This window comes from Micromonospora sp. NPDC047762 (genome assembly GCF_043204655.1).
In the GTDB taxonomy this organism is placed as follows: Bacteria; Actinomycetota; Actinomycetes; order Mycobacteriales; family Micromonosporaceae; genus Micromonospora.
The window spans coordinates 1-21,486 of sequence record NZ_JBIDCQ010000017.1 but is presented as its reverse complement, the minus strand read 5'-3'; the positions used below and the strand labels follow the sequence as shown (position 1 = coordinate 21,486).

At 69.0% G+C, this 21,486-nt stretch carries 19 protein-coding genes; 2 read left to right on the top strand and 17 right to left on the bottom strand.

Annotated features, from left to right (window positions below; genetic code table 11):
- Positions 1-176 precede the first annotated feature (176 nt).
- Positions 177-1,475, top strand: a complete 1,299-nt coding sequence (locus ACGF3C_RS32890) for a hypothetical protein (RefSeq protein WP_393227651.1) — start codon at positions 177-179, stop codon at positions 1,473-1,475.
- A 694-nt stretch (positions 1,476-2,169) separates the two neighbouring features.
- Here the strand turns inward: ACGF3C_RS32890 and fxsT are convergent.
- The 9 genes from fxsT to ACGF3C_RS32845 form a co-directional block, all read right to left on the bottom strand.
- A complete protein-coding gene (gene fxsT, locus ACGF3C_RS32885; RefSeq protein ID WP_393227649.1) occupies positions 2,170-3,948 on the bottom strand; it encodes an FxSxx-COOH system tetratricopeptide repeat protein in 1,779 nt (592 codons plus the stop codon).
- Positions 3,949-4,775: 827 nt separating this feature from the next.
- Positions 4,776-4,973, bottom strand: a complete 198-nt coding sequence (locus ACGF3C_RS32880) for a hypothetical protein (protein WP_393227647.1) — start codon at positions 4,971-4,973, stop codon at positions 4,776-4,778.
- A 193-nt stretch (positions 4,974-5,166) separates the two neighbouring features.
- The gene (locus ACGF3C_RS32875; RefSeq protein WP_393227645.1) at positions 5,167-8,880 is read right to left on the bottom strand and encodes a hypothetical protein; all 3,714 of its coding nucleotides are present in this window, start codon (positions 8,878-8,880) and stop codon (positions 5,167-5,169) included.
- Positions 8,881-9,529: 649 nt separating this feature from the next.
- Positions 9,530-9,991, bottom strand: coding sequence for a DUF4262 domain-containing protein (locus ACGF3C_RS32870; protein ID WP_393227643.1), 462 nt, complete (start codon positions 9,989-9,991; stop codon positions 9,530-9,532).
- Positions 9,992-10,007: 16 nt separating this feature from the next.
- Positions 10,008-10,376, bottom strand: coding sequence for a hypothetical protein (locus tag ACGF3C_RS32865; RefSeq protein ID WP_393227641.1), 369 nt, complete (start codon positions 10,374-10,376; stop codon positions 10,008-10,010).
- A 106-nt stretch (positions 10,377-10,482) separates the two neighbouring features.
- A complete protein-coding gene (locus ACGF3C_RS32860) occupies positions 10,483-11,025 on the bottom strand; it encodes a hypothetical protein (protein WP_393227640.1) in 543 nt (180 codons plus the stop codon).
- Entirely contained in the window at positions 11,022-11,633 is a 612-nt protein-coding gene (locus ACGF3C_RS32855) for a hypothetical protein (protein ID WP_393227638.1), read from the bottom strand. The genes ACGF3C_RS32860 and ACGF3C_RS32855 overlap by 4 nt, the downstream gene beginning before the upstream one ends.
- A gap of 260 nt (positions 11,634-11,893) precedes the next feature.
- Entirely contained in the window at positions 11,894-13,531 is a 1,638-nt protein-coding gene (locus ACGF3C_RS32850; protein WP_393227636.1) for a VWA domain-containing protein, read from the bottom strand.
- Positions 13,532-13,568: 37 nt separating this feature from the next.
- Positions 13,569-14,747: an AAA family ATPase gene (locus tag ACGF3C_RS32845; RefSeq protein ID WP_393227635.1), complete on the bottom strand. Its 1,179-nt coding sequence runs from the start codon at positions 14,745-14,747 to the stop codon at positions 13,569-13,571.
- A gap of 117 nt (positions 14,748-14,864) precedes the next feature.
- On the opposite strand from ACGF3C_RS32845, the gene ACGF3C_RS32840 reads away from it, so the two are divergent.
- A complete protein-coding gene (locus tag ACGF3C_RS32840; RefSeq protein ID WP_393227633.1) occupies positions 14,865-15,014 on the top strand; it encodes a hypothetical protein in 150 nt (49 codons plus the stop codon).
- A 91-nt stretch (positions 15,015-15,105) separates the two neighbouring features.
- Here the strand turns inward: ACGF3C_RS32840 and ACGF3C_RS32835 are convergent, their stop codons facing one another.
- The 8 genes from ACGF3C_RS32835 to ACGF3C_RS32800 all read right to left on the bottom strand — a co-directional run bounded on the left by ACGF3C_RS32835 (position 15,106) and on the right by ACGF3C_RS32800 (position 21,368).
- Positions 15,106-15,588, bottom strand: a complete 483-nt coding sequence (locus ACGF3C_RS32835) for a hypothetical protein (protein ID WP_393227631.1) — start codon at positions 15,586-15,588, stop codon at positions 15,106-15,108.
- A gap of 95 nt (positions 15,589-15,683) precedes the next feature.
- Positions 15,684-16,853 carry a DUF4314 domain-containing protein gene (locus tag ACGF3C_RS32830; RefSeq protein ID WP_393227629.1) on the bottom strand — a complete coding sequence of 390 codons (1,170 nt, stop codon included), beginning with the start codon at positions 16,851-16,853 and terminating at the stop codon, positions 15,684-15,686.
- Positions 16,850-17,521, bottom strand: a complete 672-nt coding sequence (locus ACGF3C_RS32825) for a hypothetical protein (RefSeq protein WP_393227627.1) — start codon at positions 17,519-17,521, stop codon at positions 16,850-16,852. Before ACGF3C_RS32825 ends, ACGF3C_RS32830 begins: the two co-directional genes overlap by 4 nt.
- Before the next feature lie 99 nt (positions 17,522-17,620).
- Positions 17,621-18,712, bottom strand: coding sequence for a M23 family metallopeptidase (locus tag ACGF3C_RS32820; protein WP_393227625.1), 1,092 nt, complete (start codon positions 18,710-18,712; stop codon positions 17,621-17,623).
- Between the two features lie 126 nt (positions 18,713-18,838).
- Positions 18,839-19,252, bottom strand: coding sequence for a hypothetical protein (locus ACGF3C_RS32815; protein ID WP_393227623.1), 414 nt, complete (start codon positions 19,250-19,252; stop codon positions 18,839-18,841).
- 136 nt (positions 19,253-19,388) lie between these two features.
- The gene (locus tag ACGF3C_RS32810; protein ID WP_393227621.1) at positions 19,389-19,787 is read right to left on the bottom strand and encodes a hypothetical protein; all 399 of its coding nucleotides are present in this window, start codon (positions 19,785-19,787) and stop codon (positions 19,389-19,391) included.
- A gap of 208 nt (positions 19,788-19,995) precedes the next feature.
- Positions 19,996-20,583, bottom strand: coding sequence for a hypothetical protein (locus ACGF3C_RS32805; protein WP_393227620.1), 588 nt, complete (start codon positions 20,581-20,583; stop codon positions 19,996-19,998).
- Between the two features lie 107 nt (positions 20,584-20,690).
- Positions 20,691-21,368 carry a diguanylate cyclase domain-containing protein gene (locus tag ACGF3C_RS32800; protein WP_393227618.1) on the bottom strand — a complete coding sequence of 226 codons (678 nt, stop codon included), beginning with the start codon at positions 21,366-21,368 and terminating at the stop codon, positions 20,691-20,693.
- Positions 21,369-21,486 lie beyond the last annotated feature (118 nt).

Below are 21,486 nucleotides of genomic sequence, written 5' to 3'. Positions count from 1 at the left end.
GCCTCCACGATCAGCCCGACCGCAGTGGCGACGGCCCGCAGGCGACGAACTGGGACCGCAGCGGCACCGCGTGGCCCCTGCGATCAGCCGTACTCACCGGCCATCATGAGCCCGCCCGCAGCCCTCAGGGCGGGTCGACGTGTCGACAAGCTTCGTCCCCGGCGACCCTCGACGCGTTGGACGCCGACCTGGCCACAGCAGTCCGGCACGCCACCTGGATACGCCAGACGTTTTACGTCCTGGTGCTGCTAGTCGCCCTCGTTGGACAAGTCACCGGCGCCGTCGAAACGCTCGGCGTCCCGCTGGTCGTCGCAGTCCCGTCCGTCGCGGCGCTTGAGCTGGGCGGCGTGGTCGTGATGGCCAACGCCGACGTGCGACGCCGCCTCGGCGAGCGGGCAATCGGATCACGCCTACTGTCCGCCGCGATCGCCGTCGGAGCCGTCACCTTCAACGGAGCCGCCCACCCCGCCCACCTAGCCGGCGGCTTCTACGCAGGCATGTCCGCCCTCGGATACCTCGTCTGGCTGATGCACGCCGGCAACCAGCGCCGCGACCGCCTGCGCGTCACCGGAGGCCTGCCGCCCACACCACCCGCGTACGAGGCGTTCGGGCACTGGATCTGCCACCCCGTCGTCACCTCGCGGGCGCGGTCCATCGCCAAAGCTGACGGCCTCGACCTGTACGAGTCCCTGACGGCGGCCCGCACCGCGATCGCCCGCCGACGCCGCGACGCCGTAATCGCCAAGGTCCTTTATCGCAAGATCAGAGCGGGGGTGGACCCCACGACCGCCGACATCGCCGTGCACGTGTACGACCTAGACGAGATCGCCGCACGCCTCGCAGCCACGGCCGATTACAACGGGCTGACCAGGCTCCTGGCCGCTGACCTCGCCCCGGAGCGGATCATGATGGCTCACAGTTCCCGTCACCGCCGTCGTTGGTTCGGGCGAAAGCGCCTCACCGACGCACTGCCGGCACCTGAGCCCACTCCCTCCGCGCCGCAAGCGCCCACCGCGTCGGTGGCGGACACGCCTCGTGATGACCGGCAGGAGCCAAAACCAGAGCCAGAGGAGAACCCTCAACCGGCCCTCAGCGGCGACCAGCAGAGTGCCGAGAGCCACGACGTCGGCCCGCCTGAAACTCTATCCCCGGACGATCCGCCCGATGCGGGACTGGCAGACAGGACCGTGGACGACAAGGACATCCTCGGCGCGAACGCCGACGAGGAGACGGACGACGGCGATCAGAATGCTGCCGCCGACGACGCCAACGACGACGAGGACTCGGAAGTGCCCCGGGGAACCGCGCAGGCAGTGGCCTACTGGCTGCGCAAGGAGCCGAACCTGGACCCTGAACTGCTCGCCGAGAGGATCGGCAAGTCACTGCGATCGGTCTACCGATACCTGCCGCCGGACTACCCCCGCCGACCGGGGATCGCCAGGCGACGGACCCGACGCCAGCCCGGTCCCGCTTGACGCGCGTGCCACAGCGAGTGATGTCTACAGGCACCACGCCCGCCCGACAAACGAGGAAAGGGCCGCACTTCCTACTCGAGAGCCCGCAGGTCGGCTAACACTGTGGAAGGGAGACCAGTACAGGATGTGGCCCTCTTTGAGGGATGGCCGAAAAGGGTATGCGAACAGGCGACGGATTTCGTTGCTGCTCAGCGGTATCAGGTTGCTATCGGCGTTCCGGCCACCGTGCGGAGACAGGTACGGCTTGACGTACAAGGCTGCACCGGGGCAGGCGACTTTGATGGTCGGCTGCCTTGACGGTTGTGCGACTGACCGGCATGCCCGGTCGCTGAGGTTGCGTGAGGGGCGTCCAGTCGACAACTCCACGCGCACTGGCCTTGATGGAGTCGATGTCATTTGACCTGGTGGCAAGTCGGCCCGAGGCATGTCGTCGAGGCTGGACGTCGACCCTCACGCCACGCGAACGGTCGGCGCTCCTGTGCCGCCAATGAGCGTAGGGGTCGCGGATGGCGGCCCTGTGCGGGAGTGTTCACCGGACGGGCCATCGGCACACCCTGCCGCGCTCAGGCCATCTGAGCTGTGGCGTCCCGTCGCGCCTTCTGTCCGCTCAGAGTCGTCCGACGTTCGGAGCTCCGATGAACCTACGCGCAGTCCTATGCAGGCCGGGTCGTTGGCCGTGGCCGACAGCGCCAACTCACTTCACCTCTGCCGCCAAGTTGCGGGCTACGCGAAGGGTGTCAGGATGATCCTTACCCAGAACCTGGAGGTATTGGCTATAGGTTCGCTCATCAAGGCTTCGGGCCTGCCTCCGCCTCCCCAATCCACGCAGATCGGCAGCGAGGTTGCGGGCTGAGCGAAGCGTACCGGGATGATACTCGCCCAGTAGGCACACCCGAAGGCTGAGCGTTGTCTCATCGAGATGTAGGGCCTGCTCATACTTACCAAGCCCGCGTAGGTCAGCTGCGAAGTTGCTGGTCAATAGCAGCGTGTCAGGATGGCTATCGCCGAGGACTTCTCTGCATTGGGTCAGAGTTAACTCATCCAGAACGCGGGCAGCTTCGAAGTCTCCCATCATAAAAAAGTCGACTGCGAGGTTGTTGGCGGATCGGAGAGTCTTATTATGGTTTTCACCCAGGATCCGTTTGCGTCGACGTAACGTGTCCTCGTCAAGGCGCCTGGCTTGCCCGTAAGCACCAAGATGCCGGTACGCCTCGGCGAGATGATTGTTCATGTCTAGGACCTGGAGGTGATCGGGCCCGAGACCCGCGGTCCAATCTGACCGCCACGTCTGCGCCAATCGCAAAGCGGTCGCATACTCAGCGCGGCATAGCAGGTGCCACAGAACGTCGCGGGCGGCATTCCGCAAGGCGTGACTACTGCCGACGGCTGGATCGAGAGCCAGTATATGTGGCAGGAGAGCAGACCACTCCGGCCAGGTACCTGGGTCGCTACCATCATTTTCTGGTCGTCCGGTGGCTACCACCCTCGCCGCCCGGGCCCGCGCTAAGCGTGATTCTTGAGGGTTGAGTCGACCGCGAATGAAAGCCTGTGTTAGCCGATGGATCTCGATCGACTGCTTGTTGATGCGCGCGAGCCCGTACCGCCCGATTCGCCCGAGACTAAGCTGAAACGCTACGGCGTCCGTCGGAGCAATTCTGTCTATTCCGACATGATTTGTCGCGGCGAGTGTGCGTAGCGGCAAGGGATTCGGAGCCAGCCAAGCGCTCACCTGCATTACCGAAAGGGCGAGATCGTCCTCGTCGGCCAGTCGATCAATCGAAAGCTCAAGAGCTGCGGCCAGCGGCGAACGATAGCTCAATACCCGGCCTGCGCCAAGCAGCCTTCGAGCATTCGCATTCAACTCGCTTAGGTATGCTTGGGGCGTCATGCCCGTCTCAACCAGTAGGCTCGCAGCCTGGGCCACCGCTAGTGGCAGATCCCCCAGAGATCGGGCCAGCTCTTCTGCTTCGTCCATCGCAATCCAGGGAAGTCGGTCACGGAGAAGCGATATCGACTCGACACGATCAAACACGTTGACGGTCAGTGGCCTGCCCACCTCGAACCACCCGGGGTCGCGTGAACTGATCAAGATATGCCCAGGTCCGATTGACAACCAGGAGCGTAAGACCGTCGGGTCCTCAGCGTTGTCGAACACAAGTAGCCATCGGCTCGATTTTCTCAGCTGCATCCTGGCCATGCGTACGGCGGCATCGGTTCCAGCGCTCGGGGACAGCCAACCTGCCTCGGTGGCAAGCGCAGCCATCTGCTCGGCCATTGCCTCTGGATGCTCCGCGGACATCCACCAAACAAGGTCGTAGTCGTTAGCGAACCGATGTGCATACTCTAGCGCGAGCTGACTCTTCCCGACTCCACTGATCCCGCAGAGCACCTGAATCCCGATGCCGGTGTCGACAAAGCCCTCCCGCAACGTCTGGAGCAATTCATCTCGACCAACAAAGGAAGCATTGCACAAGGGGGCATTATAGACGAATGGCGCTACGGCGGGGTACTGCGGCCAAGAAAACTCCGCTGCACACGAGGTCAGCACATGAGTTCGCGCTTGGCCATTCGTCACGCCACTTACTTTTAGAGAAGGCGTAGACGGCCACTGGATCCGATCCTGATCCTCGCGCGACGCACCGCATGTGCGTCGCTGGTCCCCTTCGATAACAGCATGATTTGCAGTAGGAGATTCAGCCACTGGTGTGGCAAGCGCCTGCCGCACCGCCAAACGAAGACTTACCCCCGCGATCGTCAACCCGGCGATACCGATGAGAAGTCCACCAACGCTGGCCAACCTGTCGGCTAGATCTAGGAACACTCGCGGCACCCGTGCGAAGTGTCCGAGCACGGCGACCAAGGCCCCGAGGCAGGCGATGCCCGCCACCCACCACAGTGGGGACCGTGAACCGGCAGTCCTACGCAGCACACCTCCATCATCGCCGTGCGGGTCTTCTCTGACTCACTACCTCACGTGGCCATCTTCCGACAGAACACGTCCGCAATCTATGGTGCCACCGACCGTACGATCCCCGCACCGCACTCGGGTAGGCCGGTGGTCACAGGTCACACGGCACGGCCGTCAAGGGCCTGAACGCCGGTCTCCCCAGGCCCCGACTCCGATCACAGTCGGTGCGGCAGTGCGCTATCACGTCAGTGTTCACTCTTCTGCCGCGATCCGCGTGCTCACCAGCAACGACGGGCACACCTTCGCCGAGACGGCCTCTGAAGGGTGCTGACCCGATGCTCGCGGACTGCCCGCTCTGTCGGATGGGTGACGGCAGCCTCTTCCTGCTTCGCCTACCCCTGAAGCCCAACGTAGATCCCGAGGTTGTAACGCTCGTCGGGAGCGACGCCGTGGAGGTTCTCGGTGAATTGCACGGCTTCGATCTCATATCTGCCGTCGTTTGCGTTGCACCACTCGGCAGCCTGCGCGAACAGAGAGCCAGGGGTACTCGCACTGAAATTGACCACGGCGATGTTCTTGGACTCATGCATCGATCAACCTTAGCGCCCAACCGGTACTGCATTGGATAGCTGCTGGAAGCTTGCAGAACCGGCTCAATAGCCGTGCGGAGACAGCTACGACGGGTGCGCTCTCATGCCGCTGCCAGTGGGGCACAAGGCAGTTTCTAGCCGGTCAGTTCGTGGTGCGTGACCAGCGCGATCTGTCCCACGCTGGTCAGTCTCTCTAGAGGTCGTTCAGCAGTGTCGTCAGGGTGGTGAAGCGGTAGCCGGAGCCGACAAAGGAGGCCGGTACCGGGCGGCGGGTGACGAACATGGCTTTGACCTCATACGAGGAGCCGGGTTCGGCGGGCGGTAGGCCCAGGGCCACGGCCACCTGCGCTGCATGCGGTTGCAGGTCGGCGAGTTTACGGTCGAGCTGCGCGGCGTAGGCCGGGCTTTTGCGGTGGCCGGTGTAGAAGGTGTTGAGGTGCCTGCGCACCTCCGGGGTGACGACGGTGTCGGCAGAGTCCTTGGCTTCGAGCAGCCACAGGGTGTACGAGCCGGGCCTGCCTGCCACCGCGTCGATCTCGGTGCTTAGTTCCGGGACGCCGAGTCGCTGCGGGTCGCTGGGCTTGATGCGTTCCCGCACGATGTAACCGGCGTCGGTAAGTAGGGCGGCGACGTCGTGTTCGAGTTGGCGGTTACGCCGGTCGCGGTACTTGTCCAGAGCCTTATCGACGGGCGGTCGCGGTGGTGGCTGGGTCCACGGCAGCACTCCCTGCGAGAGGTAGTTGCCGTAGACGGTGAATACGGCGTAACACAGGTGCGGAGAGATCGTCAGGGCCCCGTCGGCGCCGGCTACGAGCGGCTGGGTGAGCAGGCGGTGCTGACGGCTGCGGGCGTGCCACGGTTTCCAGTCGGTGGCGTTCATGGTGGTGGTGCTGCTGGTGAGCAGGTCGACGGCGGCGCGGATGCGGTCCGGCCCGTCGGGCTGCTCACCGAGCACGGTGGTGTCCAGCACGTGCTGGATCACGCTGCCGGTATCGGCGCGGGCGATGTGGTCGCCTTCGGTGGTCACCGGCCATTGGGTCAGCGCCAGCAGGGTAGTGAGCAGGTCGGTGCCGCTGGTGCCGTAGGCGCGCAGCATGGCGTCGTCGATGGTGGTCAGTACGGCGGCTTCCGCAGCGGCGGTGTCGTCGTCGGCGTCGCGCTTAGCGGGCCCGAGAAGATCGGTCAGGCGGGCGTGCCGGTAGGCGTCGGCGTCAAAGCGGTAGGTCGAGCTGGTGCCAGCACCGGTGGCGGCGGAGTCCATCGCGGTCCGAATCGCGAACGATTCGCTGATTGTCAGCGCGGTGGGGTTGAGCTGGTGGTGCACGAGTTCGCTGCGGTTGGTCGCTTGCAGGTAGGCGTGTGCGGCCGCGATGATCTCCATGTAGGCCAGCTTGTCCACCGGCGCTGATCCGCTCGGCTGGGTACGGAGGGCTGCCTCAACGACGGTTTCGCTGCAGCGGCGCAGCGTCAGATGGGTCCGGTCGATGCCTTCGGCGTGGGCGATGGGGTCCCAGGTCAGCGTCATGCGCCGGGCCCGCTGGATGTCCGCAGCTCTGCGGCGTTTGTCCGCGACGGCCCGGTCGAGCTGCCGCATACCCACCGCCACGACCTCATTGACGTCGTAGCGGGCCAGCAGGCGCGTGAGCGCTGTGAGCGCGGCCGGGGCCAGGACGTCACGGTCGAGTTTTTTGGCTTCGGCCCCGTGGTAGGTGCCGGGTTGAACGCCGGCCGCGCGTACCGCTGCGGCAACCACCCGGTCCGCGGCGGAAACCAGCGCCTCATCGATCGGCCAGGGCGAAGCAAGCAGCTGCGCCGCAGCGCTCGTGTCTTCGTTGATGTCCACCTGGATGGTGGGGGCGATGGCCTGCCACGCCCGGGCAACAGCGTCATCCACGCTGAGGCTGAGCCCGGCGCCGATCATGACCTGACGCATCGCCGCCGCCATCATGTCACGGCCTGCGCCGCTGTCGGCGGCAGCGAGGTCGCCGAACGTCGCCCAGTCAACCACCAGCCGTGCGGTAACCACATCGGGCGCTGCACCATCGCCACGTCCGACTGAGGCGACCGCCAGGGTGTCCCCAGCGGGCTCGCCGGCCTCCGTCGGCTCAAGATCGATGACGTATCCGGTGACACCGGACCCGGCGTGTGCCTGCGCCCAGGTATCGGCGATGTGACCAATCGCGAACGCGAACGCTCCGGCGAGATCGTGCAGCAAATCGCGGGCGTTACCCTTCCAGTCCGGCTGCAGGCAGCGCAACGCCACCGGAACCGGGCCGGTATGCAGAGTCCACCCGACCGGTTCCAGAAAACGCTCGTCGGTGACCGGCCCCCACGCCTGATGGGAGAGGGCAGCCGTCGACCAGCCGTAAACCTGAAACGGGCCATCACCAGAGCCCGCAACACTTGCCCAGTCCCGCACCGGGGGCAGGTCGAGCACCGTCAGGGTCTGTTCGAGCGCCGCCCGGCCAGCGCTGCGCGACCATTCCTCGTCCGCTTGGTGCGGCGCCACCGAGATCAGCGTGGGCGCGACAGCGCCGGGATGCAGGGATTTACCGTTCGCCTGCCATGACTGCCAGATGTTGACGGCCTCGAACACGTGCAGCTGCGGACGCCGTGGGCTGGCCATTTCCCGGCAGAACAGAAACAAGTCCGTATCGTTGTCCATCGTTGACGCGGCCCAGAGCAGATCATCGAGCGACATGCTGGCCGCCTCTGGCAGCTGCCGCACGGCGATGTGCCCGGGCGAGGCGAAGACCAATAGCGGCACGATCTCCAAGCCGGCCTCCAGCCGGGCAGTACCGACGGCGAGCTCGATGCTGACCAGCCGGTCTGGGTGGCGTCGCGCGGTCCTGGCGGCGCGTACCGCTGCAGGCTCGCCCGGCACCCGCGGGGAGCGTCCGCTCAACGAGGTGAACAGCTGAACCGCGATCGCGCGGTTGTCACCGCAGCGTGCGATCCACTGCACCGCGTCTTTCGGGGACACGCACGGGCCGTCAGACAGATCCGGAGCCCCGTAAACGGCGTCGGAGAACGGGTGCAACGCGCGGCGCACCTGGTCAGCGGCCAACTGGGCAAACCGCATGTTGGCGTCGATGTCGTCGTGTGCGTAGGTACTGAGCTCGACCACCCCATAACCGGTGGCCTCGGGCAGCCAGGCTGGCGGAAGCCAGAAGGTGCGAGCCGGTGCCCCGTCCGTCTGCGGCAAATCGACGGCGAGGTGGCGGCCGAAGATGCTCTGCCGGTCGTTGAGGTCGAACGGCAGCACGCGGGGCGAGGCGGCTGTCGCCCACGAGGCAGCTGCCCGCATCTCAGGTGTCAGCCGCAACCGCGGCGGAATCGGCGTGTCCATCAACGTGGCGGCCGCCTCCAGCTCAACGGCTGTCACCCGTTCGGCGAGGTCGTCGCCCGCGGGCCACGATGGCGCCAGCATACCGATCACGTGATCGGTATAGCGCAACGCCAACTCGACGTAGTGGTTCACGCCGAAACCAAAGCGGGGAATCAGTACCCGGTCGACCGCCTCGGCGACCAGCGCCCACCGTGCGATATCCGCGACCGGGCGCTCCACCGAGCCGGGGAACAGGCGCACTAGCGTATGACCGGCACGAGCGAGCACCACCTCACGCGGATCCTGGGGAAGGAAGTCCTCCTGACCGCGGACCATCGGCTCGTCTCGGAGGCAATCGCGCAGCAATGCCGGCAGCTCGTGCCCACTGACCGGGCGGCCTCCGGTACGGGCGCTGCGCAAGGTCATGTTCAGCAGCAGCGCCGCCGACGGCCACCGGTGACGCACTGCCGGACTGGCCCCCGCCGCAGTTAGCAGACTGAGGAGACTGGCCTGGTCGCGCGCCGCTAACCGCCGACGCAGATCCAACGGTGGGCGCGCGCCCTTCTTGCCCTTGCCCACGGTTGCCCCCTGTCCTGCACCGGAAAACCGCCGACCATCTCCGGGGCGGAAGGATAGCCCTCGCCTCCGCCGAACACACGTCTTTTCACCCGTTCAGGAACACCGGCAATACGGAGCCAGTCGAGCGGCGCGACTACGTACACGGTCGGGGACGGGCCGACATGGGAACCAGACGTAGATTGCGGCGACACCGAACGCCAACGCCATCACCCCGACCCCGCGGGCCATGGAAGACCGCCCATCAACGCTTCACCGGCTGGGCGGCCGATGGGACCTGGGCCCGCATGAAAACCTGGTGGCCAAGAACCACCTGACATGGGTCGGCCGCCTTCGGACCTGATCTGAGCCGTGACCGGGCCTACGCACTCTTCTGCCGCGTTCCAGGCGCGCATGCGTCTGCGATGGGGTAACCGAGGGTAGCCGGACGGAGTAACTCCGCCTGAGTGACGAAGGGAACTCGAGTCGACCATCCTGCGCTCCATCGTCATGCGGATCTTTGTACGTAACGGCGTACCTACCTATGTACTCCGATCTGCACGCCGACAGCTGCCCTCGCTGGTACTGCCACCTTTGTGGACCAGCGGTTCGGCCGTACCCGGGATCCGGCGCCTGGGGGCGTCCGGATCCCGGGCGGCGCCGCTTGGTCGCGCTACGTCTGGGCGATCAGTGGCTGTGCCTGCGGTTCGAAGTTGTACCCGCTGTCCCAGGGGAACCGGCCCTGCTGGTCGGGCCAGACGAGCTGCTGGAGGCGGATCTGGTGACGGCCGTAGCGCGCGATCGCCATCCCGGGCAGCAGGTCATGGGTGGGTGGCCCGTCGATGATGATCGCGTCGTAGCCCGCGATGAGGTCGCTGATGCGCTGGCCGTGGCTGAACCGTTCAGCCCTGTCATAGACCCGGCAGGCGAGGTCATTGAGCAGGCAGTGGGCGACCTCGGGGGGTAGCCCGGCGGTGAGTAGTTCGGGGTAGTGGTGGGCGGTGAGTCCGACGGTGTAGGCGAACGGGGTGGTGGTGTCGGGGTCGTCGTCGGTGGGCAGGACGTGCGTGACGGCCCAGCCGATGGTGTCGATGATCTGTTCCTGGCGTCGGAGGACGTCGTCGATGTTCGGCATGGTGGGTGTCTCCTGGTCACTCGGGAGTACGGGTGGGGTCGGGGTCAGGTGGTTCGACTTCGACGAAGCCCCAGAGTCGTTCCATGACCTGGAGTTGCCAGGTGCGGTAGCGGTCGGCGAAGCCGCGGCAGACCGCGGGCGGGACCGGGCTGCCGGCGTACGGCAGGGTCGAGTGGCAGATGATGTAGCCGGCGTCGCCGCGCGCCGCGGCCACCATCTGCTTGAGCCGCCCGGGGTCGAGGTGCATCGGGTTGCCGGGCTTGAAGATGCAGGTGGCACATTCGCGGGCGAGCAGGCGGGTTTTGCGCAGGTCCGGGTCACCGACGTTGAGCCGGGCTGGACGATCGGTGGCCGGTTCGTCAGCGGGCTGTGGCGTGCTGTCCATCGTCAACTCCTTGTCGTTACGGCGCGGGGCCCGCATCCATGGATGCGGGCCCCGCGAGTCCGTGTGAAGGGGATGGCGCGGCGCTGGGTGGGCGCCGGTGCGGTTGTCAGAGCTGCCTCAGCCAGGTCAGCACCGCGTCGATGTCGACGCGGCGTAGCCCGTGGTAGGGGTTGACCGGGCGGAGCAGGGTGGGTGCGCCGTCGGCGGTGCGCTGGTCGGCGGTGAAGGGGTCCTTGCCGCCGAACTCGTCGTCGAGGACGGCGAGTGGCCGCCGCGCAGCCCAGGCGTAAAGGCGGCCGAGTTTGCTCTGGTGGCCGAAGCGGACACCGCCCGCCTGAACGGGGACGTGCTGCCAGGTGGCCGGTAGGCCCAGCCGTGGAGCGATCCATTCGACGGCGAGGTGGTTCCAGCTGGTGCACCACACCGGCTGGGCGTGGTTGGCCAGTTCCCGCAGCCATGGCCCGTGGTCGGGGTGCAGCCAGACGGTGCCGGTGACGTGCTGGCCGTCGGGGCCGGGCCCGTCGTAGCGGTGCGGCTGGTAGCCCAGCGTCGTGGCGTGGGTGGGGTCGTCGGGGTTGAGAACGCCGTCGACGTCGACGGCCACTATCGGTGCCAGCGTGGGGCGGGCCAGCGGTGGGGTGAGGGTCACGGCCGGGCCTCCTGGATGGTGACCGGGTGCAGGGGCACGATGAGCCGGTCGGCGGTGCGGCCGGGGCCGTCGTCGGGTTGCCAGGTGTCGGCGGCGGTGTGGGTGGGGAACGGGCCGACGGCGGCGAGCCGGCCACCGGTGCGGTCGAGCAGCACGAGGACGGCGGTGCGGGCGTCGTCGAGTGCGGGCCGTAGGGCCGCGGCGAGGTCGGTGGGCAGGTCGACCCAGCAGGTGGCGGGCAGGGCCGTGGCGGCGGGGTCGTGCAGCGGTGTGGGCCTGGTCGCGGCGAGGGTGGTGCTGTCGAGCGCGTGCGTCGCCGCGTGGGAGTCGGCCGCGGTGGGGCCGCTGGTGGGGCCGTGCGCGGCGAGTTCGCCGCCGGTGTGGACGGCGAGCAGCGTGTACGGGTCGCGGATCTCGAGGGAGTCGAGGATCGCGAGGGTGACCGTGTCCCCGGTTCGCAGGTCGGTCAGGGTGAGCATGACTGGCCGGCCGTCCGATCCCCGGTTCCAGGTGATGACGTCGAAGTGTTCGCCGACGACGTCGCCGAGGCGTCGCCAGGCGCGGTTGTCCGTGTCGAAGGGGTGTTCGCTGTCGGTGCTGTAGCGCATGGGGTGAACTCCTTGTGATGGGCATCGCCGTCTCGCGTCCGCGTCCCGTCGGCTAGTTGGGCCTGTCGGGGACGCGATGCATGCACGCTTCGATGACGGCGGATGGTCAAGTCGCGGACCGGCAGCGGGCCGCGCGGTCGACGGGGCTGAGGGTGCTTCGGGCGACGCCGCAGGAGGCGCTGCCCGGCCGCAGCTCGTCGCAGCGCCGCGCGCGGGGTGGGACTGGTTTGCCGCCCGGACGGGTCGGGTTTGGCCGGGGTTCAGGCCTGGGCGAGCGCGGTGACGGCGGCGTCGGCGATCGCGGTGATGGCTTCGACCGGGTCGGTCACGGTCAGGGTGGTGGTGTGCGTGAACGTGTTTCCCCAGATCTGGTCCGGGTCGGTTGGCTCGCCCGCGGTGGGTGGGTCGGCGGGGTGTAGCCACAGCACGGCGCAACCGGCGCGGTGCAGCGTGGTGACGAGGCGCTGTCCGGCGGGGATGTCGTCGAGGTAGCCGTCGGAGACGACGGCGAGCATCCGTAGGGTGCGGCCGTGGCGCAGGTCGAGAAGGTGATCGGCGACCTTGACCGCTTCGGGGAAGGTGGCGGTGGCGAAGTCGGTGCGCATGTGCAGCACCTGCCTGGGGAAGGTGCGCGGAGGTACCAGGACGGTGGTGCGGTCGCCGAAACCGATGGTGGTGGTCGTCGCGTCGGCGCGGCGGGCGGCGTGGGCGAAGATCCACGCCGCGGCGGACATCGCCTCGGTGTATTGGTCCATCGAGCCGGACAGGTCGACCAAGATCGCCAGGTGCAGACGGGGTTTCTCGGGCGGTAGTTGGGCGCGTTGCTGCCACGGGGCGGCCGTTGGCAGTTGCCCGGCGGCGGTTTGCGCGTCGGCGGTGATGGCGTGGCGGGTGCGCAGCCGACCGGGTGGGATCGCGGAGGGCCGCCGGCCGGGTTCGGGGTGGCTGGTGCGGGCCTGCCGCAGCCGGTTGGCGAGGTCGCGGGCCGCGCGGTGTTCCTGCTCGGTCGGGTCCCGGCGGTCCCACTGCGAGGGTGGGCTGTGTCGGCGGGCCAGCATTGATGCGGCGTACTCGGCCGGGGTGACGCCGGCGGCGACGGCGAGGTAGTCGACGAGGGCCGCGGCGAGGCGGCCGGGGAACAGGCCGGCGTCCGGTACGGGGGTGTCGTACTGCTGGTCGGGGTCGATGCCGAGGACCTGACACCAGCGGCGGGCCAGGGCGATCATGGTGTCGGCGTCGGTGTCGTCGCAGATCTGGGCCTCCCGCCAGATGTCCCGCAGTTGACGCAGGCGTTTGCGTCCGAGGACGCCGGTGACGGCGGCGCGGACGGGGCGGACGTCTTTGCTGGTGACGATGCGGGCGTCGACGCGGGCCAGGAGCAGGGCGGCGAGTTGTCCGGCGTGCCATGGGTCGTCGACGGCCGCGTTGTCGGGGTCGAGGAGGGTGTTCACGACGTGGCGCAGCCAGCGGCGGTCGCCCCGGCGGCGGGTGCGTTGGCGTCCCTCGGCCCGGGATTCCTCGAGCATGTCGGCGACGTGGGCGAGGATCGGCGGGGTGCCGGGCGGGGTGGCCCAGCGGCTGTGCGCGGCGTGCGCGGCGCCGTGCACGAGCAGCCCGTACCCGGTGGGCACGATGCGCTTGTGCCGGGCCTTGGCCGGGTCGGTGACGTCAGGGCTGTCGGCGATGTAGGTGGCGTCGACCTCAATGCGGCGGAGGTCGGGGTAGAAGCACTCCGGTGCGTTCCCGGCGGCGCCGGGGGCGACGAGGACGGTGAGGTCGGTACGGCCGGTCAGCAGCGGGACGTGTTTGGTCCAAGCCGCGGACCAGTCATGCCAGTCGCTGGCGCCGGGCGGCGTCGGCGGTGCGCCCTGCCGCAGGTGGGTGCTGGGGTGTGACACGGATTGGCTCCTTCCAGAACTCTGAGGTGGATGGCAGTCAGCGCTTGCCGAGGGCGAGCGCGGTGATGGGCGTGCCGGTGTGCCGGGACAGGGCGGCGGTGACGTCGTCGCGGGCGTCCTCGGGGGCGATGCCGGCCAGGTTGGCCAGGGCGGCGGTCATGCCCAGGTGGTCTCGGACTGTGACGAAGCCGAGCAGTTCGCGAAGCTGCGGCGCCCAGACGGTCTTGCCCGCGGTGAGGTCGGCGTTGAGGTCGATCGCCGCAGCCACGACCTGCTTGGGGACGCCGAGTTGGCGGGCGAGGTCCCAGTCTGTGGTGACGTGCAGGTGAACGGTGAACCGGGAGGCCAGGGCCTCGGTGAGGACCGCGCCGTGCACGCCCGGGTTGTGGCCGGCGACGATGTAGAACCCGGCGACGGCTTCCACGGTCTCGTTGCCGTTGGCGGGGATGGTGATGACACCGCGGCCGTCCATGGCCGGGTACAGCACGGCCAGGACGCGGGGCGGGATGAGGGTGGCGTCGTCGACCAGCAGCACCCGCCCGTCGCGCATGGCGGTGACGAGGGGCCCGTGGACGAACTCGTAGCCGCCACCGGGGATCGGGTTGTAGGAGCCGAGGAAGTCGTCGACGACGGTGTCGCCGGTTCCGGCGACGGTGAGCAGGTCGGGGAACGCGGCCTCGACCATGGCGGTCTTGCCGGTGCCGGGCGGCCCGTACAGCAGCACCGGCACCTGCTGGGCGCGGAGCCGTCGCAGTTCCTCGACGTCCCAGCCCTTGCCGAGCCGCCGCAGGTGGTACAGCGTCCCGTTCGGGCGCGGTATCGGCGCGGGCCGGGACTGACGGCCACCGCCACCACCGCTGCCGGGGGAGCGGGTGCGGGGCGCGGCGGGTGGGAGGGTGCCGGCGGCGTCGATGCCGGCCTGGGTGATCTGGAAGCGGTGGTGCGGGTCGCGGTGGTGGGTGGCGTGCCCGGCGGCGGCCATTTTCTTCAATGCCTCGAACACCGCCCCGGAGGACGGTGCGCCGATCGCCCGGGTGATCTCGCCGACCTTGAGGATGGCGTCGGGGTGGTCGGTCAGGTGCAGGGCGATTCTGCGGTAGAGGTAGCCGGACCGGCCGGAGGCTGCTTCAACAGGGGGCGTTTCGCCGGTGCCGGCCTGGGCCGGGTCGTCCTGCGGTGGATCGGCGGGCGGGACCGGCGTGTGTGGGGTGGTCATGTGGGTGCCTCGATTCCAAGGGTCGTGCCCGCGCACCCGCCTCCGGGTGCGCGGGCGGTGGGTACCGCGCAGCGGAGACGGGTGGGGCCAACCCCTGCTGGCCTGAAGGCCGTGCGGGTGGGCGACCACACCCCGGTGGTGCTGAAGGGTCACGGCGACGCGCAGGTTCTCCGCTGGTGCGTGCTGGTCGGTGTCGACGTCGCGCGGGCGGTGTCAGCGCCGCCGATGCAACGCCCCACAGCCCAGTCGATCAAGTCGAATGGATGAGCGGGTGCGGCGTAGCGGGGGTGCCCGCTGACCGCGGGTGCACGTAAGAGTCGGGACGGGACGGGACGGGACGCCGCCGGCCCGGTCGTGGTCAGTCGGCGCAGCCCCGTTCGCAGCCCTGCGGGTCGCACTGCTGTCCGTCAGCCATCCGGGCCAGGGCCCGCTGGTCGTCGCTGTCCAGGCCGTCGAGGAACGGCCAGTCGAACCCGTCGGCGAACGCCTTGACCTTGGGTGCTCCGTACATCGGGTAGCCGGCGTGGTCCATGGCTGCAGCGATGTCGTCGCGGCCGAGGAGCCAGGCGAGTTCTCCGAGCTTGTCCACCGATCGGTTCGCCGAGTTGCCCCGGTGGTCGATGATCTTTCTGATGGCGAATCGCAAGTAGTCCCGGGCGTAGGTCTCGTGGTCGACCCGCTGGTTCCACTCGCTCGGGTGGCGGGGGGTGAGGACTTGGCGGGCGTGGTCGAGATCGAGCGCTTCCACGAGCACCTCCTCCCGGAAGCCGAAGATGTCCCCGAGGTTGGCCCGGAGAGCCCAAACCCGGGTGACGACTTCCTCTTGGCTACGGATGGCCATGGGGTTCCTTCCTATTGGTCTTACCTGTCGTGGCGGGGGCGGCCGATGTCGGCCCGGCTTGCGGTGACGCGGGGGTGGGGCTTTCTCGGGCCGGCCTATGCCTGATCGGGGTCGGGCAGGTCGCCGACGATCCGATCGCAGGCGTACGGGTCGACGGCTTCCCAGCGCCAGTTGCGGCCCATCACCACGTACCGGCCGTCGCCGTCGGGGGCGATGCGGTCGATGGCGTCCGGGTCGTCGGACAGGGCGCGTTGGTCGGCGATGATGACGTCGCCGTCGAAGGACAGGTTGGCCAGCGCGGCGTCTACCCGACGGTCCAGCTCGTCCGCCGGCACGCCCTCGTCCCGCAGGCTGTCGCGATACTGGTCGCGGTGCCGCTGATGCTCGGCGACGATCGCCTCAGCCACGATGCGGCTGCAGGAGAACACCGCCCACCCGTTCCAGTGGTCGATCAGGGTGCCGACGAAGCCGACCGCGATGCGGTCGTCGCCGTCCGGGCCAGTGGTCAGCGCCCATTCGCCGGAGAACACGCCGACGTCGCCGACACGGACCCTCTCGGGGCGCAGGTGGGACACGTCGTGGCCGGTGGGGCTGGCCGCGAGGTGACACAGGTCGGAGATCCGGTCGGTGGCGGCGGTGTCGAAGGCGTCGCGGTAGACGGTCATCGCCTCGTCGCGCTGCTGGATGCGCAGCCCGAACCAGCCGGTGGCGTCGCCGGTGGCGTCGGCGAACAGCTCCCATCCGGCGGTGTCGACCGCCTCCCCAGCCGAGGTGTAGCGGGGTAGGGCGCCGAGGACGGCGGGATCTCCTTCGCCGATGCCGGCGAGGACCCGGCGGGCGGCCAGGCGGGTGTCGCTGCTGGCCCGGGTACCGATGGTGTCCTGGGCCCACCATTCGGCGGCGGTGTGGCCGGCCTCGATGCCGGCGGCGCCCATCCGCCGCAGTGCGGCGGCCCATCCGGCGGCCTCGTCGACTGGTCCACCGGTGGCCGGCGGGGTGGTGGTGACCGGCTGGATGCGGTCGCCGGCGTCGAGGCACATCGACAGGGCCGAGCCGCTGTCCCAGGTGATCTCGACGATGTGCTGCTGCTGGTCGTGGCGGCGGACGGTGCCGGCGTCGCCGGGCCGCAACTGGGTGTGCGGGTCGCTGGTGTGGACCAGGGCGACGCGCTGGCCGGGCTGGTAGGTCATGGTGCTCTCCGATCGGTGAGTGGACAGGCCGTCGCCAGCGGCGGGCGGTGGTGGCGTCGGGTCGGGCGTGCTCATCGGGTGCCGCCTGTCGCGTGACCCTTGGTGGGGGCGTGCGGTGGCCAGGGCTTGCGGGTGATGTGGGCGCCGAACATCGGGTCGGTGGCGACCGAGGAGTCGCAGCGGGTGCATCTGGTGGCGGTGTCGTGGCCGTAGCCGGCCATGGACGGGTTCTCGACGTGGTCGATTTCGTCGACGGCGCCGCAGACGGTGCAGACGGTCATCTCCGGACCGCCCTCGTCGAGGGCGGGTGTGGTGACGAACAGGTCCTCGACCGGGTCGAGGTGGTGGACGCCGTGGCGCAGCCAGCGGCCGTGGACCGTCGCCTCGTACGCCACCAGCAGCCGCTGGTCGGGGCGCAGCAGGTACATCCACTCGTCGACCCCGTCGAGGTCCTCCCGCAGCGAGCCCTGCCGGATGATGTCGTTCTCGGTGACGGCCGTGCAGCCCAGCCCCGCTACGGGCGGCTGCCGATGCCATCGCCGAGGCGTGGGGTTGACGGCGAGGCTTGACCAGGTGCGGGCCAGCAGCGCGGCAGCCAGGGCGTCGGTGTCGCGGCCGAACGTGTCGGTCCAGATCCGGCGCAGCAGCGGCACCAGGACCTCCGGGTCCTCGGCAAGCTGGATGGAGCGGGCGGTGTACCCGCCGCGGAGTGCGGCGACACCGATCAGGACGGGTGTGCTCACGTGCCTTCCTCCTGGGGGATTCGTGGATCGGGGTTGCGGCGGTCGTCCGCAAACGGAACGGCCGTCGAGCTGGGTGACCATGGGGCCGCCGGCATCGCGCTAGGACCTTGTGCCGAGCGGGGCGTCATGTGCCGCCATGAAGGGCACAGGGTCGATGGCGCCGTTCGGGCTGGCATCGCCGTTGTGGTGCAACTCGTAGTGCAGGTGCGGGCCGGAGCTGTGGCCGGTGGAGCCGACGACGCCGATGGGCTGGCCTGCGGCGACCGGCTGCCCAACCGTCACCATCGGGGGTTGATCCATGTGGCAGTAGCGGGTAAGTAGGCCGCCGGGGTGGTCGATGTTGACGTACCAGCCGCACCCCCGCGTGCGAGCGGGGTCGCCGTCGCGGTCGCAGCCCCAATCGGCGCCGGTGTCGGCGTAGACGGCGTTGCAGGCGACGGTCCGGACGGTCCCGGCGGACGCGGCGCGGATGATGGTGCCGCGCGCGGCGCTGAGATCGACGCCGTTGTGACCGGGCCGGTCCGAGCCGCGGAAGCCCGACCCGACAGGGGCGAGGATCGGCTGCGTCCACGGGCCGGTGGCCCCACACGTGGCCAGGCCATCGCTGGGTAGGCCGGCGGCGTCGGCGATCGCGGTGACCAGGTGGGTGGCCGGTCCCTCCCACGTCGCGTAGGCGTCGGGGAAGGCACTGACCTGCACGGCCTGGGCGGCCTCGGTGAGCGGCATCGCCTGCCAGCCCTTGAGCGTGGCCAGCTTCTCGAAGAACCTCTCCGACGCGTAGACGGGGTCCTGAAGCTGGGCGGGAGTGCCCCACCCTTGGCTGGGGCGCTGCTGGAACAACCCGACCGAATCCCGGTCACCACCGGGCAGGTTCCGCAAGGTGCTCTCCTGCAGGGCGGTGGCGACCGCGATCACCCAGCCGCGCGCTGGTAGCCGAAGTCGGGCGCCGGTGGTGACGATCGCGGCGGCGTTAGCGACCTGGTCGCTGTCCCAGTCGCCGATCGCCGGCCACCGGCGTGGCGGCGCGGGTGACGACGCGGTGATGGTTGACGCGAAGCCGGGTGAGGTGGCCGTGGGGACACACTCGGCGGCAGCCGTGCCGCCGCCGAGGAATCCGCCGAGCCCACCGGCGCAGAGCATGAAAACGGCGACGAGCGCCACCGCGACGGGTACCAGAGATCGGAGCGTCACGTCGGCTCCCGCCGGATGATCGGGCGGGTACGGTCGGGCCGCGCGGCGCAGGCGCGGTCGGGCGTGACCTGGAAACGGGCGAGGTAAGAGGCGCGATCGGACATGACTGGTCCTCCGAGATGCCGATTAGCCGAGGCTGTGGACGCCCACCGGATCGCCGTCGCCGGTGTGCACGGTGACGGTGTCGTCGGCGGGGTTGATGACGTAGACCCACGAGGCGTCGAGGTCGACGGCACGGCTGAGCGGAAAGACAGTGACGGGCTCAGGATCGGTGTCGTCGAACGTCACGCCCACACCGCCGACGGGATGCTGATGACGGAACGACCGGGTGTCTGGGGTGACGTCGGATCCGAGGTAGTACCAGTCGTAGGCGAGGACCGCGTCGATAAGAACTTGAGTGTCGCGGCGGGTGGTGGTGGCCCAGATGCTGCGTAGTTCCGCGATGAGCCTGAGCGGGTAGCCGTCGAAGTGGACGTAGCGGGCGTGGACGGTGCCCGGCTGCGCGGGATCGATAGCGCTGACGTAGCAGATGATTGCCACGGGTCATATCTCCTCGTTGTGATGGAGCGTTTCGGGTACGGCGACGACCGCGCGGCCGTGGTGGGCCACGCGGTCGAAGGTCGTGACGGGTCATTGGTCCGGGCCAGGTGGCGTTGGTCGTTGGCCTGGGCTGCGGCTACGCGGCGCAGACGGCGGTCAGGGCCGCGCCGGGGACGCGGCGGGGCAGCCGATGCGGGACCCGCGGCAGTAAGTGGGTGGCAGCGGCGGCGAGGCCGTTGGTGAACCAGCCGACGAATCCGAGAGCGTCGCGGGCCGGCGGTTGTGGTGTGGGTTCTCCGCCAGGTGCCGGCTGTGACGGTGGTGCGGCGCGCGCGGCACACATCGCCCGTTGCGCCTGCCTCGCGGCCGAACACGGCCCGCTCTGGTCGGCGCACTGCAGGTTGACGCACCGATTGCCGGGTCCGGGTTGATGGGCGGTGAGGACGTCCACGGCCAGCCGCCACAGCAGGGGGTCGGTGACGTCACGGGGGAGGAGGGCGAGGTGGGACGGGCGGGTTCGGCTGCGGTCAGACATGGCGGGCGACCTTCCGTCGGGGTTATGGGCCAGGGGTCACCGCCCGGTCGGGGCCGGCCGCGTTATGCCTGATGGCTGCCCCGGACAATGACCTGTAGATCGACGCTTCGCTCTCGATGAAGGTCAAGTCGTCTGCTTGGCTGGTGCCGTAGGGCTCAGCGCGCTGGTGAGGTCGGGACCCGCGCTCCCAGCGCAGCGTCGGCGGCCGTCAGCGAGCCGTCGGTGTGAAGTGGCCGGGTCTGGTGGTGGTCTGGACGAGACGCGCCAGCGCGGTGCGAGTAGCCGGGGCGTCGTCGTGGTCGGCGTGATCGTCGACGCGGACCACGGGGTGCGATTCGCCCCGCAGGCTCGTGATCCGGTAGCCGCGGCGGTCGGCGTCGACCGCGTCAACGCGGCGGACTTCGCGCAGGTCGTCGGACTCGACGAGGACGTCCTCGTAGCAAAGGGCCCAGGCCAGCAAGTGGAGTCCGGGGGTGGGATCGGCGAGGAGGTCCATGATCAGGCCGACATTGACGCAGGCGGCCAGTGTGGGCCGGGCGACCGGCTGGTTGATGTCGAGCGCGGTGGCGAGGTCCGGCAGGAGGTCGGCGAGTCCGGCGCGGTAGCGGCCCATGCGGGCGTCGTTGAACGGCAGGCGCGCGGCGCGCACCTGGTGTCGCGTGCCCCGCGGTGCGGTTGGGGCCGGCCGGTCCTGGACGAGCAGCAAAAGCGGCGGGCGGCCCCAGCCGAGCAGGTCGGCGCTGGCCTCAACGTGCAGCAGGCCCCCGGTCAGGGTGTGAACGGCGTCGAAGGACATCACGGGGAATCGGGCTCCTTGATAAACGCGAAGCCCCGCAGGCCGAATCGCCTGCAGGGCTCCTGGTGCGTGCGGGGACGGGGTGCGGTTCTCACGCCAAGGGCGTGTTATCGCAGGTCGCGGTAACGGATAGCGATGCCCTGCGGCGTGGTGTGGTCCGGGTCGTGGGCGCAGACGTCAGAGCGCGTGCGTTTGGCTAGATACATGGCCTGGTCGGCCGCGTGCAGGAGGTCGCGGGCCAGCATGTCCGGCTCGGCGAGCGCGTAGCCGACGCTGGCGGTGACGATCACCTGCTGCCCGGCGATCTCGTACGGGAGCTTCGAGATGCGCCGGTGGGCGGCCGCGGCGGCAGCCTCGACCTCGCCGTCGTCGCCGTGCACGACGAGGGCGAACTCGTCGCCGGCGAGATGCGCGGACATGGCTACCGACGGCCCGAGGGCCCTAAGGCGGCGTCCGACCTCGCGCAACAGGTCATTGCCGTACTCGTGGCCGTAGGTGTCGTTGACCTGCTTGAACCGATCTAGGTCGATGAGGACGAGCCCGAGCGGCTCCCCGAGCGAGAACGTGGCCTCAAGGTGCGTCCACAGGGCCCGCCGGTTCGGCAGGTCGGTCGTGTCGTTGTGCGTGGCCAGCCGATGCCAGTAGGACCGGTCACGGTCGCGGGCACCCAACGCCCGCCGCAGATGGTGAATGAGGTGCCGCTGCCGGACGAGCAGTGCCGCGGCGACGGCGAGACCGGCGAGGACTCCGCCGGCCGCCGCGAGATACGAGCTCAGGTGACACACTTGACGTCGCTCCTTGTGCGTTAAGCTTGATCTTTAACCTGCGGGGCGGTGGCATCGACCCCGGCTGATCATGGGGACAGCCCTTGGTCGATCATTCCTCTTGTCTAGGGAAGAAGAT